Origin of the sequence: Rhodanobacter sp. B04 (genome assembly GCF_002001125.1) — a bacterium.
Taxonomy (GTDB): domain Bacteria; phylum Pseudomonadota; class Gammaproteobacteria; order Xanthomonadales; family Rhodanobacteraceae; genus Rhodanobacter.
This window is the reverse complement of the sequence record NZ_MUNV01000012.1, coordinates 129,208-144,862: the sequence shown is the minus strand read 5'-3', so window position 1 is coordinate 144,862 and position 15,655 is coordinate 129,208. Positions and strand designations below refer to the sequence as shown.

General features: G+C 64.9%; 11 protein-coding genes. 3 read left to right on the top strand and 8 right to left on the bottom strand.

What is annotated here, in order from left to right; all coding sequences use genetic code 11:
• Positions 1-22 precede the first annotated feature (22 nt).
• Positions 23-1,744, top strand: coding sequence for a glycosyltransferase family 39 protein (locus B0E46_RS11600; RefSeq protein WP_254425129.1), 1,722 nt, complete (start codon positions 23-25; stop codon positions 1,742-1,744).
• A 47-nt stretch (positions 1,745-1,791) separates the two neighbouring features.
• Here B0E46_RS11600 and B0E46_RS11595 read toward each other — a convergent pair whose 3' ends face one another.
• Both B0E46_RS11595 and B0E46_RS11590 read right to left on the bottom strand, forming a co-directional pair.
• On the bottom strand, positions 1,792-2,538 hold the full coding sequence (locus tag B0E46_RS11595; RefSeq protein ID WP_077555944.1) for a glutathione S-transferase family protein: 747 nt from the start codon (positions 2,536-2,538) through the stop codon (positions 1,792-1,794).
• A 75-nt stretch (positions 2,539-2,613) separates the two neighbouring features.
• Positions 2,614-3,015, bottom strand: coding sequence for an acyl-CoA thioesterase (locus tag B0E46_RS11590; RefSeq protein ID WP_077555943.1), 402 nt, complete (start codon positions 3,013-3,015; stop codon positions 2,614-2,616).
• Between the two features lie 213 nt (positions 3,016-3,228).
• On the opposite strand from B0E46_RS11590, the gene B0E46_RS11585 reads away from it, so the two are divergent.
• Entirely contained in the window at positions 3,229-5,559 is a 2,331-nt protein-coding gene (locus B0E46_RS11585) for a S9 family peptidase (protein WP_077555942.1), read from the top strand.
• A 70-nt stretch (positions 5,560-5,629) separates the two neighbouring features.
• Here B0E46_RS11585 and B0E46_RS11580 read toward each other — a convergent pair whose 3' ends face one another.
• The 5 genes from B0E46_RS11580 to B0E46_RS11560 form a co-directional block, all read right to left on the bottom strand.
• On the bottom strand, positions 5,630-6,844 hold the full coding sequence (locus B0E46_RS11580; RefSeq protein ID WP_077555941.1) for an FtsX-like permease family protein: 1,215 nt from the start codon (positions 6,842-6,844) through the stop codon (positions 5,630-5,632).
• Between the two features lie 9 nt (positions 6,845-6,853).
• Positions 6,854-8,158: an ABC transporter permease gene (locus B0E46_RS11575; protein ID WP_077555940.1), complete on the bottom strand. Its 1,305-nt coding sequence runs from the start codon at positions 8,156-8,158 to the stop codon at positions 6,854-6,856.
• 140 nt (positions 8,159-8,298) lie between these two features.
• The gene (locus B0E46_RS11570; RefSeq protein WP_077555939.1) at positions 8,299-10,914 is read right to left on the bottom strand and encodes a M56 family metallopeptidase; all 2,616 of its coding nucleotides are present in this window, start codon (positions 10,912-10,914) and stop codon (positions 8,299-8,301) included.
• Between the two features lies 1 nt (position 10,915).
• Positions 10,916-11,302 (bottom strand): BlaI/MecI/CopY family transcriptional regulator, encoded by a 387-nt coding sequence (locus B0E46_RS11565; RefSeq protein ID WP_077555938.1) that lies wholly within the window; start codon positions 11,300-11,302, stop codon positions 10,916-10,918.
• 126 nt (positions 11,303-11,428) lie between these two features.
• Positions 11,429-12,454, bottom strand: coding sequence for a ribonucleotide-diphosphate reductase subunit beta (locus tag B0E46_RS11560; protein ID WP_077555937.1), 1,026 nt, complete (start codon positions 12,452-12,454; stop codon positions 11,429-11,431).
• 201 nt (positions 12,455-12,655) lie between these two features.
• Here B0E46_RS11560 and B0E46_RS11555 point away from each other — a divergent pair, with 201 nt between their 5' ends.
• On the top strand, positions 12,656-12,952 hold the full coding sequence (locus B0E46_RS11555) for a GIY-YIG nuclease family protein (RefSeq protein ID WP_077555936.1): 297 nt from the start codon (positions 12,656-12,658) through the stop codon (positions 12,950-12,952).
• Positions 12,953-13,059: 107 nt separating this feature from the next.
• Here the strand turns inward: B0E46_RS11555 and B0E46_RS11550 are convergent, their stop codons facing one another.
• Positions 13,060-15,528: a ribonucleoside-diphosphate reductase subunit alpha gene (locus tag B0E46_RS11550; protein ID WP_077555935.1), complete on the bottom strand. Its 2,469-nt coding sequence runs from the start codon at positions 15,526-15,528 to the stop codon at positions 13,060-13,062.
• Between the last annotated feature and the right edge of the window lie 127 nt (positions 15,529-15,655).

The following is a 15,655-nucleotide window of genomic DNA, read 5'->3' as shown; positions in this document are numbered from 1 at the left end:
AGGCCCGTTACGGAATGCACGTATGAGCCCTTTGGTGGAACTTGATTGCACGACCGGGCAGATTGCCGCAGACGACTCGCGACGGTCTGCCCGTGCATGGCTTCGGTATGCGCTGCCGATCGCGTGGCTGAGCGTGTGGTTTGCAGGCTTGGGCATGCGCCCGCTGGGCGAGCCGGACGAGGGGCGCTATGCCGAGGTCGCACGGGAAATGTTTGCCAGCGGCGACTGGCTGACGCCAAGGCTCGATGGCTTCAATTTCTTTGACAAGCCGATACTGCACTACTGGGCCACCAGCTTTTTCTTCACCCTGTTCGGCGTACACGAGTGGACTGCACGGCTGTGGGTTTGCCTGACGGGACTGCTGGCGATCGTCGTCGCCGGATGGGCGGCCATGCGCCTGTACGGCGAGCGCACCGGCTGGGTGGCCGCCACCGCGCTCGGCAGCACGCTGCTGTTCTTCGCCGGCGCCCGGATCAGCACGATGGACATGAGTGTCGCCGCCTTCCTGTCCGTTGCGATCGGTTTGTTCATGGTCGCGCAATTCGATCCAGCCGCCGAACCGCAACGCGTGCGTCTGAATCTGCTTGGCTGGGCGAGCCTCGCGCTTGCCGTGCTGTCAAAGGGTCTGATCGGCCTGGTATTGCCTGCCATGGCGCTGCTGGCCTTCATGTGCTGGGAGCGCAGTGCGGGCATTCTCCGCCGGATGACGTTGGGTTGGGGACTGGCTGCCGTTGCCGCGATCAGCGCGCCGTGGTTCATCGCGATCTGCATCAAGCATCCCGATTTCTTTGACTATTTCTTCATCAGGGAACATTTCAGGCGCTTTCTCACCGGGGCCGACGACCGCAGGCAGCCGGCCTGGTTCTTCCTCGGGGTCGTGCTGCTCGGCCTGTTCCCGTGGGTCGCGTTTCTTCCCTTCCGCCTGGCAAGCTGGCGCAAGTGGTGTGCTGCGGGCCGCTCCGAGCGTTTTCTGCTGTGCTGGATCGTCGTGGTGCTGGTGTTCTTCTCCACGTCGCATTCGAAACTGCCCTTCTACATCCTGCCGATATTCCCGGGGCTTGCGATTCTTGTCGCAAGAAGGATATCGATGCTCACCGACCGCGAGCTTGCCTGGCGCTTTTTGTCGATCGCGGTCATGGCTGTCGCGTTGGCTCTGGCCGCCTTGCTGCATCCGATGGGCACCCGGCATTTGTCGCAATACACGGACATGCACCCTCTCCTGATCTGGTTCGCGCGCGGGCTTGCGGCGTTGGCCGGAGTCAGCGTGCTGTGTATCGTCGCGCTGGCCGGCTGGCGGCAGCGCCAGCTTGCGCTGGTGCTGCTCGGCTTGGGTGCGTTGTGCATGTGGCAACTGTTGTTCATGAATGCCGGTGAAGTGGCCGGCGAGCTTTCGGCGAGGCCTGTCGTGCGGCTCATGCTCCCGCAAATGCACGATGGCACCGAAGTGTTCACGGTGCATGCCTATCTGCGCGGGTTGCCCTTCAGCCTGCAACGGCTGGTCACGGTCGTCGACGAAGACCCCGCCGATATCGTGCCGGGAAGGATGTCGCGACCCGACGGCTTTGTGCCGTCGCTCGGCGCCTTTGAAGCGCGCTGGTCCGCGGCACCGAGCGCGGTGGCGCTGGTCGATCCGAGCTTGCTGCCGAGATTGCGCAGGGACGAACTGCCGATGCAGGTCGTTGGATCCGCGCCAAGCGGCACGGTGATCAGGCGACCCGCAGCTGGCCATGCAGCGGGTCGGTGAGGGGTGCAAGGTGCTGCCGCGTTTGCCCTTCGGCAAGCTGGCGTCGATCACTCGCGCGTTGGGCTCCGGCGTGGCGTGGCGGTGCCGTAGGTGTCGACGCTCAGCGGGGCGCCGATCGTGTTGAGGGCGGCACGCTGTTCGGCCAGCGGAAGACGGATCATGCAGTCTTCGTAACGTGCGAGTTTCTGGAACACCGGTTGCGACTGCACCAGCTCGACCAGGGCCGCCGTGCGCGGCCAGCGCGCGGCGTCGATCGTGTAACGCACGAAGGAAGCGGTGCGGAAGAAGCTGGCGATGCTGATGTCCGCGATCGAAAGCGTGCGGAACAGGAAGCCGTCGTCCGGCATCTGGTTTTCGAGGTAGTCGAGTGCGGCCGGAATCGTCACCTCGCGCGCCTGCTGCACGACGGCTTCGTCGGCGGCCTCGCCGAAGATGTGGCGGCGGATCGCCAGCTGATAGAACAGCCGCCAGATCAGCCCGTCGGCGAGCCGCGTATCGGCGTATTCCTCCAGCCAGCGCGCCAGCGCTCGCTCGTTGATGTCGCGCGGATACAACGCGGGCGTCGGGCAACTGTCTTCCAGGTATTGGCAGATCACCGAGGAGTCGTTCAGCACGAAACCGTCATCGATCAGTACCGGGACGCGCCGCAGCGGGCTCAACCGCGTGAAATGGTCGTCGCCGACGAAGGGAGCGATCGGGTCGATCTCGTAATCGATGCCCTTAAGTTCCAGGCATACCAGGACCTTGCGCACGTAGGGCGAAAGGTAATTGCCGATAATCTTCAGGCGAGCCATCGCAGCATTCCATGCGGTATGAAGGTGGTCAGCGTGGGCGACACCGAAAGCATGCGTCAAGCGGGAAACGCGCGCTCAAGATCCTGCGTTCAGACTGGCGACAGGGAGCGCCGGCACCGCCGTCGGCGAACCGTTGGAATCCAGCGCGATCATCACGAAGCGGCCGGTGGTGCACACGCGGCGGTCCCCGGTGAGCGGGTCCTCGGCGGTCATCTCCACCTCGACCTGCATCGAGCTGTGCCCGACCGCCACCACGCGGGCGACCAGTTCCACCAGCTGGCCGGTGCGTACCGGTACACGGAAGTTCACTTCCTCCGAGCGCGCAGTGACCACGCTGCGTCGCGCATGGCGCGAGGCGACGATGAAGGCGGCCTTGTCCATCCACGCCAGCGCCTGGCCGCCGAACAGGGTACCGAGGTGATTGGCGTGATCGGGGAAAACCATTTCCAGCAGGCGGGCTTCGGGCAAGGCGGTCATCGGGGCGGTTCCGTGCAAGGGGATGGCATCATCTGCGCAAGCGGGCGATGCGGCCAGAGATTGTGCGGCAAGCAGCAAAGTCCTGCGTCGGATCGGGACCTCTGGCAGGGGTTACCGGCGATCCGCGGGGTTAGCATCGGCGATTCGGTACCATCGACGCCATCATCCCGGCGCATGCCGGCCTGGCGGCCAACAACACAGGCGGGATCTGCAATGAATTCAACGATCGGCAAGTCGCGCCTGTTCGGTGCGGTGGTGATGGGGTTGCTGTCGGCCGGTGTCGCCGCGCAGGGCCGGACGCTGGGCACGAGCGACTACGCGCAGGCCGAGCGCTTCATGAGCTACAACGTCGCGCCACTGGTCGACCATGCGGTGCAGAAGGTCGACTGGCTGGATGACGCGCATTTCTGGTATCGCGACCACGACAGCCACGGCGACCATTTCATGCAGATGGATGCGGTCAGCGGCAAGGCCGCGCCGTTGTTCGACCAGGCCGCGCTCGCCAGCGCGCTCGGCAAGCTCACCGGCAAACCGGTCGATGCGGACAAGTTGCCGCTCACCGGCTACAGCGTGAAGCCGGATGGCCGGCTCGGGATCACACTCCGCGACAAACAGTACCTGTGCGACATGAAAGCGCCTGCGTGCGTGGCCGACAAGGGTGTGCAGGCCGCGAACAACGAACCTGTCGTGCTGTCGCCGGACAGGAAATCCGCGGCCTTCATCCGCCACTGGAATCTGTGGCTGCGCGATATGGCGACGGGCAAGGAAACCCAGCTCACCACCGACGGCGTGGAGAACTTCGGCTACGCCACCGACAACGCCGGCTGGAAGCACACCGACAACGCGATCCTGGTGTGGTCGCCGGATTCGACCCGGATCGCCACCTTCCAGCAGGACCAGCGCAAGACCGGTGACATGTACATGATCAGCACCAATGTCGGGCACCCCAGGCTGGAGGCATGGAAATATCCGCTGGTCGGCGACAAGGACGTGACCATGATCGAGCGCGTCATCATCGACGTGCCGACGCGCCAGGTCGTGCGCCTGCAGATGCCGCCGGACCAGCATCGCTCCACCCTGTGCGACGACGTCAGCTGCGGCCCGGACGGTGGCTGGGACGACGTGCAGTGGGCGCCGGACGGCAAGACGCTGGCCTTCGTCTCCACCTCGCGCGACCACAAGAGCGCCACCCTGCGCGTGGCCGATGTGACCACCGGCAAGGTGCACGACGTGCTCAACGAAACCGTGCCGACCTATTACGAGAGCGGCAACGACAAGGTCAACTGGACCTATCTGCCGCAGTCGAACGAGGTGATCTGGTTCAGCGAGCGCAGCAACTGGGGCAATCTGTATCTGTACGACCTCGCCAGCGGCAAGCTCAAGCACGCGATCACCACCGGCGAAGGCAATGTCACCCAGGTGCTGCGCGTGGACGACAAGAGCCGCACCCTGTGGTTCCGCGGGGTCGGCCGCGAGCCGGGACAGAACCCCTATTACCAGCAGTTCTACAAGGTGGGTTTCGACGGCGGCCAGCCAACCCGGCTTACCCCGGAGGACGCCGATCACACGGTGATGCTGTCGCCGGATGGCACCTATTTCGTCGATGCGTATTCCACCACCGCCACCCCGTCGGTGACCGTCCTGCGGCGCAGTGACGACGGCAGGACCGCGGCCAGCGTGGCCAGGGGTGACATCTCGCGCCTGCGTGCCGCCGGCTGGGTGCCGCCGCAGGTATTCACGGTGAAGGCACGCGACGGCAAGACCGATCTGTACGGGGTGATGTTCAAGCCGACCCACTTCGATCCGCACAAGAAGTATCCGGTCATCGACTACATCTATCCCGGCCCGCAGACCGGCTCGGTGCGCAGTTTCGGCTTTCTGGCCGCCAACGGCGACAACCAGTCGCTGGCCGAGCTCGGTTTCATCGTGGTCGCGATCGACGGCATGGGCACGCCGTGGCGCTCGAAGGCCTTCCACGACGCGTACTACGCCAACATGGGCGACAACACGCTGCCGGATCAGGTTGCCGGCATCAAGCAGCTGGGCAGGCAGCATGCCTGGATCGACCTGGATCGCGTCGGCATCTGGGGTCACTCCGGCGGCGGCAATGCCACCGCCGATGCGATGTTCCGCTATCCCGATTTCTTCAAGGTGGGTTGGGCCGAAAGCGGCAACCACGACAACCGCAACTACGAGGACGACTGGGCCGAAAAGTGGCAGGGTCTGTTGATCGCGAACAAGGACGGCAGCAGCAATTACGACGACCAGGCCAACCAGAACCTGGCGAAGAACCTCAAGGGTCATCTGATGCTGGTACACGGCACCATGGACGACAACGTGCCGACCAGCAACACGCTGCTGGTCGTCGACGCGCTGATCAAGGCCAACAAGGACTTCGACCTGCTGCTGATTCCGAATGCCCATCATGGCTACGCTGCCGCCACGCCATATGCCACGCGCCGGCGCTGGGATTATTTCGTGCGCAACCTGGCCGGCGATACGCCGCCGAAAGAATACGAGTTGAAGGCGTGGCCCTGGATGTGAGTTCGCCCGTGAGGCCAGCAGCATCGGCGCAAGCCAGAGCGGCTGCGCCGATGCTTCGCCAGCATGCCCGTCAGTCTGCCCGCGTGGCCACCACCGGCGGCACCGCTGCCGCGCGCAGCGCTGGGCCGAGCACCGCGCCCTGGCCGAGCAGCCACAGCAATACGGCGCCTGCGGGCAGGTAGAGGAACGGCAGTCGCGGCAGTTCGTAATGCGTCATCAGCAGCAGGTTGAGCGCATAGGCCAGCAGCATGCCCGGCACGATGCCGCCGCTGACGATCAGGAAATTCTCGGCCTGCACATAGCGCAGGATGTCGCCGCGGGTGGCGCCGATGGCGCGGCGAATGCCGATCGAGCGTCGTCGTTGCTGCACCCAGAAACTGGCCAGGCCGGCGATGCCCAGCGCGGTGACGAACAGCAACCCGGTGGCGGCGGCCAGCAGCAGGCCGATCATGGTGCGGTTGCGGCGGAAATAGTCGTCACGCAACTGGGTGAAGGTCTGCGGTTTGCGCAGGATGCGATTGCCATTGAGCCGGTCAAGCACATCGCTGACCTGCCTCAGCACGCGTTCGCGTTCCTGCGGTTTGGTGTGCAGGACATAGGTGACATCGGCGCTGTCCGGCAACAGGGGCAGCAGGGTGCTGTACTCGTTGCTTGCGGCTTCGCGCAGTTGCGGCCGCAGCAGGTGATCGACCACGCCGACGACGCGCACCGGGTTGTCGCCGGGATAGATGTCCTTGCCCAGCGCACTCCGGCCCGGGAACAGCTGTTCGGCCAGCGCGCGGGTAATGATGGTGACCGGCACATGATTGATGCCGGCCCAGTCGTGGGCGCTGTCCATCGGCAGGTATTCGTCGGGCCGGAAATCGCGCCCCTCGACCAGATGCAGGCCGAGCGTGCCGAGTTCGCCCGGTGTGCCGTTGTAGGCGGTAGCGGTGAGGTTGGTCTCCGCATTCGGCGTGGTGGCGATGCCATTGCTCCAGTCGTTGCCATTGAACGGCAGCGCGTCGATTGCGACGGCGGAGGTCACGCCGGGGATCTGGCGCAGCGCAGCCAGATCCCCGGCGTGCCGGGTCAGCGGGTTTTCGTTCTCGTCCAGGCCGATGCTTTCGATCATCACCAGCTGGTCCTCGTCCAGTCCGCTGGGCTGGCGCAGCTGGGCGGTGCGGTTGACGATCATGAACACCACATTGCAGACGATGGCGCAGGTCAGGCCGACCTGCAGCACCAGCAGCAGCACGGTGAGCTTGTGGCGGGTAAGGCTGGAAAGCAGCGGTCGCAGTGGCATCGGGTCACCTCATTGGGTCTTGAGCTGCAGGGCGGGCGCGATGTGGCAGGCGCGCCACGCCGGCAGCAGTCCGGCCAGCACGCTGGCGCACACCGCCAGTGCGAACGTGCCCAGCAACATGGCGGCATCCATCTGCGCCAGTTGCGCATAGCCGTCGGGGCGCTGGCGCACGCTCAACAGACCGAGTTCGGCGATGCCCAGGCCAAGTACGCCGCCGGCGATGCCGATCACGGCCGACTCGATGCCGAACTGCAGAAAGATGTCACGTCGCTGCGCGCCCAAGGCCCGGCGCACGCTGACCTCACTGCCGCGGCGCAGGAATTTCGCCAACAGCAGGCCAACGATGTTGAGCATGCATACGCCGAGAAAACCCAGTGCAAGCCACAGCTGCAGGCGCAGGTCGGAGGGAATCACCTGCTGCCGGGTGAGCCAGTCCATCAGGCCGTAGAGCTGTGCGTCCACGGGGCGTGGAAAGCGGCCATGCGCCTGTTGTTCGCGCCAGTAGTCGCCGAGAAAGCGGCGATAGTCCTGCGCCTTGGCCGGACTGTCCAACTGGACCCAGAACTGCAGCCAGTTGCAGTGGTCGCTGGTGCGGGCATCGCCGCCGTTGCCCCAGCACATGAAATTTCCGCCAAAACTGAGCTGCAGATCCAGGGCGGTTTGCAGCGGCAGGAAAAACTGGTCGGTCTTGCCGAAGGCGCGGTCGTTGACCTGCGCGTAGAAGGTCGGCTGCGGATACCAGTCGTCGAGTACGCCGATCACGCGGAAGTCGGTGTTCTTCAGCCGCACCGTGCGGCCGATGCCGGGCGCGTCGCCGAACAGCTTGCGGTTGAGCTCGGCGTTGAGCACGATCACGCGTGCGCGCTGCTCGTCCTCCTGTGCGGTCCAGCCGCCGCCGGCACGGAACGGCACGTCGAACATCGGAAAGAAGTCCGCCGTCACGTAGTGTCCGGGCTGGAAGAACGGTCGCAGCGAACCTTGCAGGGGGCGGATCGGTGCCGAGCCCGACGCCATCGCGGCCTGCCGATCCGCGCGGTGGGCGCGCAGCAAGTTCATTGCATCCGGCCAGGTCAGGTTGCCGTTGGGCGCACTGTCCTTGCTGCTCTTGTTGCGCACCAGCGGACGGGCGTCGAGCTGCGGTACGAACAGCTGCGCGCTGCGGCCGGGCAGCGGATCGCCCGACATCACATGCAGCACGGTGATCATCGTCATGCTGGCGCCGATGCCCAGGCCGATCGCGAGGATCATCAGCGCGGTAAGCACCTTGCTGCGTTTCAGGCTGCGCAGCGCCAGCGCGAAGTAATAGCCAAACATCGTAGCCTCCCGTATGCAGTGTGGGGCTTGGTGGACACAAGCCGTCCCCGTCGCCTGCCGAAGCAGGCGCTATGTGGGTTCCAACGAGCGGTGGCACGCACTGGTTCCGCGTGCCGAGGATCAGTCAACGCAACGGCTGCTCAGCGGCGGCTGACTTCCTGTGCCACGCCCTTGCGGAGCGCTTCGTCGATCAATTGCGAGGCCTGCTGGTTGGCCTGGGCCACGATCTGTTGCTCGCGTTGCGCCATCGCGTCCCGTTGCGGCTTCAGCGCAGCCAATTGCCGGTTGAGGTCGGCCATCTGTGCGGTGATCTCGCGTTGCTGCGCATCCAGGCTGGCCAGGCGCTGCGCGGCGGCGGGTGCCTGCGGGTCGGCGAGCAGGTCGCGACGTTGTTCCTCGACACTGCGTTGCTGGCTGTGCAGACCTTCCAGCGGCCCCTTCAGTTTCCACGTCTCACCTTCGAACTTGCCCGCATCGCGCCAGTACGCACTTACCGGGGCGTAGGCGGCGCTGGCGCGGTCGACATAGGCGGGATCACGGACCAGGTAGGCCTGATCACCGCGACGGAACCAGAACATCGGTGCCGTATCCGTGGCGTGCAGCCGCTTGGCCGTCGCGACATCGGTATGGTCACCGTTGATCAGCACGGTTTCGCCGCGGGCGTTGTTGTCGTACAGGGCATAGGCATATTTGCTGCCGGGTTCCACCGTGGTGATGTCGCTGTCGCGGCGCCGGGTCTGATCGGTGGATGTCGTGGTGGTTGCCGGCGGCGGTGGTGGCGGCGCGATCGGCAGCGGTGGCGCGGGTGGCGCCGGTGGCGGCGCCGGCATTTTCGCCATTGGCGGCATCAGTGACATCGGCGGTGTGGGTGGCAAACCGCGAAGCTGTCTTGCCTGCGTGGAACCAAGCGGCGACAGCGGGTTCATGCCGAGCTTTTGCGCGGCGCCGTGCTCAATCGCCTCCTCCAGCAATTTCCGGATCTGCTGATTCGCCTGTTCGGTAGCCTGTTGCTGGCGTTTGCCCAGCGCTTCCTGCTGCGCGCCAAGGGCTTCCTGTTGCTTGCCCAGGGCTTGCTGTTGGCGGCTGAGTTCATCCTGCTGCCGGCCGAGTTCGCCCTGGCTGGCCTCCAGCCGGGCCCGCTGGGCTTCAAGTGCGGCCGAAGGCTGATTCTGGGCGGACCGCGCGGCCAGCGCGGCTTCCTGGCTGGCCAGTTGCCCCTGCCTGCTGCCGAGCGCGCCTTGGCGTGCGCCCAGTGCACCCTGTTTGCCGCCGAGCTGCCCCTGTTGAGCGCCGAGCTGGCTCTGCTGCCTGGCCAGCGCCGCGACCGGCGCGTAAGCGGCCCTGGCGCGCTGGATGTAGCCGGCCTCACGGATCACGTACGCCTGGTCGCCGCGGCGGAACCACAGCATCGGCTCGCTGCCTCGGTGCAGCTGTTTCGCGATGGCCAGGTCGTTGTCCGTACCGTTGATGGTGACCGAATCGCCATCGAACAACGCGAAGCCATCGCGGGCATCGCTATGGGTGGTGATGTCGACATGATGGGCTGAGAAGTCGCTGGCAAAGCGTGGCGGCGGCGGTGCAGGCGGTGGCATGGCCGGCGGCGCGGGTGGTGCGGGCGGAGGAGGTGGCGGTGCTGCCGGCGAGTCACCCGTCTGGGTGCCGGTTTGCGCAGCGGCCATGCTGGTCGCATTGGTGGCCGTTACCCGGTAGGGCAGCACGCCGACGAGGGCAATCGGCACGACGAGCCACCAGCCACGCGTGCGCCACTGCGAATGGTTCGTGCCTTGCTGCAACATGGTCAGCCGCCTTTTCAGGTTCTGGAAGGTGGGGGATGCTCCGGCGAGGCCGGAGTGCATGGGCTGGGCCACGCCGAGGCGCAATAGCAGGCGGCCATAGTCCTGCGGTGCTGCGCGATGCTGTAGCAGCACCTGCGCATCGCAGGCGGCCTCGCGATGGAGCGCGTACTCGCGCATCGCCCACGCCACCAGCGGGTGGAAAAAGAACAGCCGTTGCGCAATCGCCGGTGCCCAACCCAGCCAGAGATCGCCGCGACGCAGATGGGCCAGCTCATGGGCGAGCGCCAGCGATGATTCCTCGGCGGTGAGTACCTGGCTGGCCGGCAACAGGACGGTGGCGCGCCACAGGCCGGTTACCTGCGGCGAGGTGATCGCATGTGACACGCGAAGCTGCGGGCAGCGGCGCAAGCCGAGCATGCGCGCCTGTTGCGAGCACGCTGCCTGCAACGTTGCATCGCGCAGTGTCGTGGATTCGCGGAGTACCTGCCGCGTTTTCCGCCACTGCCGCGCGACCAGCAGCAGCTGCGCAAGCAGGCCGGCGAGCCACAACGTCACCACGAGCGAGCGCCAGGGGAACGGGTGTGCCGGCATCGACGCATGCACAGGCGTCTGCGCCATCGTCATTGCCGAGGCAGCCGGCGGGGACGGCGCGATGATCTCCAAGGGCGTGGCGGCTTCGTCCGATGGCGTGGTCGAGACGACCTGCGGGCTGAGCGTTGCCGCGATCGGATCGGCCTGTGCTGCAGGCGACAGCAGCGGCAGTTTTACCGGTGTACTGGCGGCCAGGCCGATGATCAACTGCAGGCTGATGACCCACCAGAGCAAGCAGCGGATCGCCGGCGACAATCGCGGCATGCAGCGGCCCAGCAGCCACAGCGCGCTGATCAGCAGCGTGGCTTGCGCGGATGTCCAGGCGAGGCGGACGAGCAGGGTGTCGGCCAGAATGTGGATCGCGTCCATCTCATGACTCCTTGCGCTTCGACTGCAGCTGCGTCACCAGTGCTTCCAGTTCCGCCAATTCGGTGTCGGAGACCTTGGCGTGCTCGGACATCCACGCCACGAACGGCGAGACCGAGCCGCTCAGCGTCTTCTCGACGAAGCTGCCGACGGCGCTGCGCATTGCCTCGCCGGGCCCGGTGGCGGTGCTGTAGCGGTACATGCCCTTGACCTGCCGGCGCTTGAGATAACCCTTGCCGCGCAGGCGTTCCATCATGGTCAGCACGGTGGAGCGCGCCAGCCCGCGCGGCTCGCCATAGCTGGCGGCCACTTCACCTACCGAGGCGTGGCCGCATTCCTCGACGTGATGCAGCAGCGCCAGTTCCTGGTCGCCGATGGTGGATTTGCGCATGGCCGGAGGTCCGCGTGACTACAGTTGTAGTCACGCTACGCCATGCCTACACGTGTAGTCAATAGGTCGGACGACACCCCGCCGCCGCCGCGTGGCGCAACGGGGGCGACCAACGAAGCAGGCGCGTCAGAACGCCATATCGAACGCCACTTCACCCTGCACGCCAACCTGATACGCCGATACCCGGCGTTCGAAGAAGTTGGTGACTTCCTGCACGTCCTGCAGATCCATGAAGTCGAACGGGTTCTTCGCGCCGTACTTCTTCGGCATGTCCAGTTGCGCCAGGCGCTGGTCGGCGCAGTATTCGAGGTACTGGCGCATGTCCTTCACCGACAGCCCGACCACGCCGCCGGAGAGCACGTCCTCGGCGAACAGGGTTTCGCAGGCGATCGCGTCCTCCATCATCTGCTCGACCTGTACGCGCATGGCGTCGTCGAACAGCTCGGGTTCCTGCTCGCGCACGGTGCGCACGACATCGAAGGCGAACGCCATGTGGCCGCTCTCGTCGCGGAACACCCAGTTGGTACCCGCAGCCAGCCCATGCAGCAGGCCGCGCGAACGCAGGTAGTAGACGTAGGCGAAGGCCGCATAGAAGAACAGGCCTTCGATGCAGGCGGCGAAGCAGATCAGGTTGAGCAGGAACTGCCGACGCTGCTCGCGCGTCTCCAGCCGGCGCAGGTCCTGCACCGAGTCGATCCACTTGAAGCAGAACTCGCCCTTGGCGCGGATCGAGGGGATGTTCTCGATCGCCGCGAATGCCTTGTTGCGCTCGGCCGGATCGGGAATGTAGGTGTCGAGCAAGGTGAGGTAGAACTGCACATGCAGCGCCTCCTCGTACAGCTGGCGCGACAGGTACATGCGCGCTTCGGGCGAATTGATGTGCTGATACAGATTCAGCACCAGGTTGTTCGACACGATGGTGTCGCCGGTGGCGAAGAACGCCACCAGGCGATGGATCAGGTGGCGATCGGCGGCTGACATCTTGGATGAGAGGTCGGCCGTGTCCATCGAGAAATCCACTTCCTCGACCGTCCATGTGTTCTTGATCGCGTTGCGGTACATCTCGTAGAAGCCGGGATAACGCATCGGGCGAAGCGTGAGCTCGAATCCGGGGTCGAGGATGTGGGCGTTGCGGACAGGTTGAGCGGACATGGGTTTTCCTTGTGTGGTTCGCAGCCGGTGAGGCGCGAGTGCTCTGGCTCGTCATCCCAGCGAAAGCTGGGACCCAGTGACTTCAGTTTTCATTGCGCCGCCACGTAGGCCAAAGGCTCTGGATCCCAGCTTTCGCTGGGATGACGGTCGTTTCATGGGTAGATTTCTGGACACTTTGAACTGCGGGAATGGATTTACTGCATGCAAGAACGAACACCCTGTGTTTACCTTCTCGCCAGTAGTCGCAACGGCACGCTGTATACCGGCGTTACTTCCAACCTGCCTGCGCGCATCTGGCAGCATCGAAACAACGTGGTCGAAGGCTTCACCCAACGTCATCACGTGCACAACCTTGTCTGGTTCGAGTTGCACGAGACGATGGATTCCGCGATCACCCGCGAGAAGGCGATCAAGGCGTGCAAGCGGGCGTGGAAGATCGAGCTCATCGAGAAGTCCAATCCGTACTGGCGGGATCTGTATGCGGAGGTTTGCGACTGAGTACCTATTCCCCACCGTCATTCCAGCGAAAGCTGGAATCCAGCGCCTTTCTTCCGGGCAGGCAGTGGCACTGGATCCCAGCTTTCGCTGGGATGACGGGCGTGGTGCTATTGGCAAGCTTCGCAGTACTCGGGGTTTTCCAGCGAGCAGAACACCGCGGCATTCGCCTGCGCCTGATCCACGACCAGCACGGTCTTGTCCATCGACACGGTGGTCTTGGCGATCTTGGTGGCTGGGCGCGAGCGCAGGTAATAGGTGGTCTTGATGCCGGCCTTCCACGCGTACATGTACATCGAGCTGAGCTGGCCGATGTTCGGGTTTTCCATGAACAGGTTCAGCGACTGGCTCTGATCGATATAGGCGCCACGCGCGGCACCGAGTTCGATCAGTGCCTTCTGCGGCAGCTCCCACACTGTGCGATAGATCGCGCGCAGGCGTTCCGGAATCGCCGCTATGCCCTGGATCGAACCATCCGCCAGCTTGATCGCGTCGCGAATTTCGGATGTCCACAGGCCAAGTGTCTTCAGTTCGTCGGCGAGGTAACGATTGACCTGCAGGAAATCGCCCGACAGCGTCTCGCGCTTGAACAGGTTGCTGACCTGCGGCTCGATGCACTCGTAGCAGCCGGCGATCGAGGCGATCGTGGCGGTCGGGGCAATCGCGATCAGCAGCGAGTTGCGCAGGCCATGCTGCTTGATGCGTTCGCGCAGGGCATCCCAGCGCGCGCTGTCATGCGGCGTGGCATTCGGCCAGTAGTCGAACTGCAGTTCGCCGTTCGCCGCGCGGCTCTCGGCAAAGCCCGGGTGCACGCCTTCGACCGCGGCCAGTTCGGTCGACATCGACAGCGCGTGGAAATAGATCTCCTCGGCGATGCGGGTGGACAGTGCCAGGGCTTCGGTTGAATCGAACGGCAGCCGCAGTTTGAAGAACACGTCCTGCAGGCCCATCACGCCGAGGCCGACCGGGCGCCACTTCATGTTGGCGGTGCGCGCGGTGTCGATCGGATAGAAGTTGAGGTCGATCACCCGGTTGAGCTGGCGCACGGCGGTACGCACGGTCGAGGCAAGCTGTTCGAAATCGAAGACGCCATCGCTGACATGACGTGCAAGGTTGATCGAACCCAGATTGCACACGGCCGTCTCGCTGGCCGAGCTCACTTCGAGGATCTCGGTGCACAGGTTGGACAGGTGGATCACATTGTCGGGATGGGCGGTCTGGTTGCTGGTGGCGTTGCAACGATCCTTGAACGTCATCCAGCCGTTGCCGGTCTGCGCCAGCGTGCGCATCATGCGGGCATACAACTCGCGCGCCTTCACCGTCTTCACGGCGAGGCCGTTCGCTTCGGCTTCGCGATAGGCGCAATCGAACGTTTCGCCCCAGCTGTCGACCAGATGCGGCATCACCTTCGGATCGAACAGCGACCAGTCGCCATCGCTTTCGACGCGGCGCATGAATTCGTCGGGAATCCAGTTCGCGATATTGAGGTTGTGCGCGCGGCGCGCGTCGTCGCCGGTGTTGTCGCGCAGCGCGAGGAAGTCCTCGATGTCGGCGTGCCACGATTCGAGATACACGCACGCGGCGCCCTTGCGCTTGCCGCCCTGGTTGACCGCGGCGACCGAGGCATCCAGCGTCTTCAGCCACGGCAGCAAGCCGTTGGAATGGCCGTTGGTGCCCTTGATCAGCGAGCCGCGCGAACGCACCCGCGAATAAGCCAGGCCGATGCCGCCGGCGAACTTGCTGAGCTTGGCGACGTCGGCATACTTGTCGTAGATCGACTCCAGCGAGTCGAGCGGCGAGTCGAGCAGGTAGCACGAGCTCAGCTGCTCGTGTGCGGTGCCGGCGTTGAACAGGGTGGGCGAGCTGGCGATGTATTCCAGCGAGGACAGCAGCCGATAGAGTTCCAGCGTTTCGCCGATCTCGTTGCCGCCGAGCGCGCAGGCGATGCGCATGAAGAAATGCTGCGGCGTCTCGATCACGAAGCGCAGCTGCGGATGGCGCAGCAGGTAACGGTCGTACACCGTGCGCAGGCCGAAGTATTCGAAGCGGCGGGTGGCGAGCGGATCGATCGCGTCGTTCAACTTGCGTGCGTTGATGGCGACGAAGTCGCGCAGACGCGTGTTGAGGATGCCCAGTTCCGCGCCGCGCGCGATCGATTGCGAGAAGCTCTGGATTTCCTGGCCGCTCACTTCCTTGTCGATGTAGGCGCCGAGCAGGCGTGCGGCGAGCTGGCCGTACTCAGGCTCTTCGGCCGTCAATGCCGCGGCGGTGCGGATCGAAAGCTGGTCCAGCTCCTGGGTGGTGGCGCCGTCGTACAGGCCGCCGATGGTCTTCAGCGCCACGCGCAGCGGGTCTACGCCATGCAGGCCTTCGCTGCTGCGGGTCACCGCGCGCACGATCTTGTTGACGTCGACGGTTTCCTGGCCGCCGTTGCGCTTGGTCACGCGCATCTGCGCGGGGTTGTGTGGCGGGGTCAGCGTGAAGGCGGTTTCGGTTGAGGGCGCTACGGCCGCTTCAGTAGCGGGTGAGTCGACACGCGCGACGGTTCGCTCGCGCGCTGCGGTATTGAGGGGTTGCATGGCTGGTGGCTCCCGGCATGGACATCAAACACCTGCTCCCGCGCGCAGGGCCTGAAGCGATGGATTCCGGGAACGGGTCACAATGCAGGCGCCATGCGGCCTACTGCACTGCGACGTGCCTCCCCGC

Excerpts from the sequence above, each read along its gene's own strand:
- B0E46_RS11600 (WP_254425129.1), top strand. The coding sequence starts at position 23 with ATGAGCCCTTTGGTGGAACTTGATTGCACGACCGGGCAGATTGCCGCA.
- B0E46_RS11595 (WP_077555944.1), bottom strand. The coding sequence starts at position 2,538 with ATGGCTCGCCTGAAGATTATCGGCAATTACCTTTCGCCCTACGTGCGC.
- B0E46_RS11590 (WP_077555943.1), bottom strand. The coding sequence starts at position 3,015 with ATGACCGCCTTGCCCGAAGCCCGCCTGCTGGAAATGGTTTTCCCCGAT.
- B0E46_RS11585 (WP_077555942.1), top strand. The coding sequence starts at position 3,229 with ATGAATTCAACGATCGGCAAGTCGCGCCTGTTCGGTGCGGTGGTGATG.
- B0E46_RS11580 (WP_077555941.1), bottom strand. The coding sequence starts at position 6,844 with ATGCCACTGCGACCGCTGCTTTCCAGCCTTACCCGCCACAAGCTCACC.
- B0E46_RS11575 (WP_077555940.1), bottom strand. The coding sequence starts at position 8,158 with ATGTTTGGCTATTACTTCGCGCTGGCGCTGCGCAGCCTGAAACGCAGC.
- B0E46_RS11570 (WP_077555939.1), bottom strand. The coding sequence starts at position 10,914 with ATGGACGCGATCCACATTCTGGCCGACACCCTGCTCGTCCGCCTCGCC.
- B0E46_RS11565 (WP_077555938.1), bottom strand. The coding sequence starts at position 11,302 with ATGCGCAAATCCACCATCGGCGACCAGGAACTGGCGCTGCTGCATCAC.
- B0E46_RS11560 (WP_077555937.1), bottom strand. The coding sequence starts at position 12,454 with ATGTCCGCTCAACCTGTCCGCAACGCCCACATCCTCGACCCCGGATTC.
- B0E46_RS11555 (WP_077555936.1), top strand. The coding sequence starts at position 12,656 with ATGCAAGAACGAACACCCTGTGTTTACCTTCTCGCCAGTAGTCGCAAC.
- B0E46_RS11550 (WP_077555935.1), bottom strand. The coding sequence starts at position 15,528 with ATGCAACCCCTCAATACCGCAGCGCGCGAGCGAACCGTCGCGCGTGTC.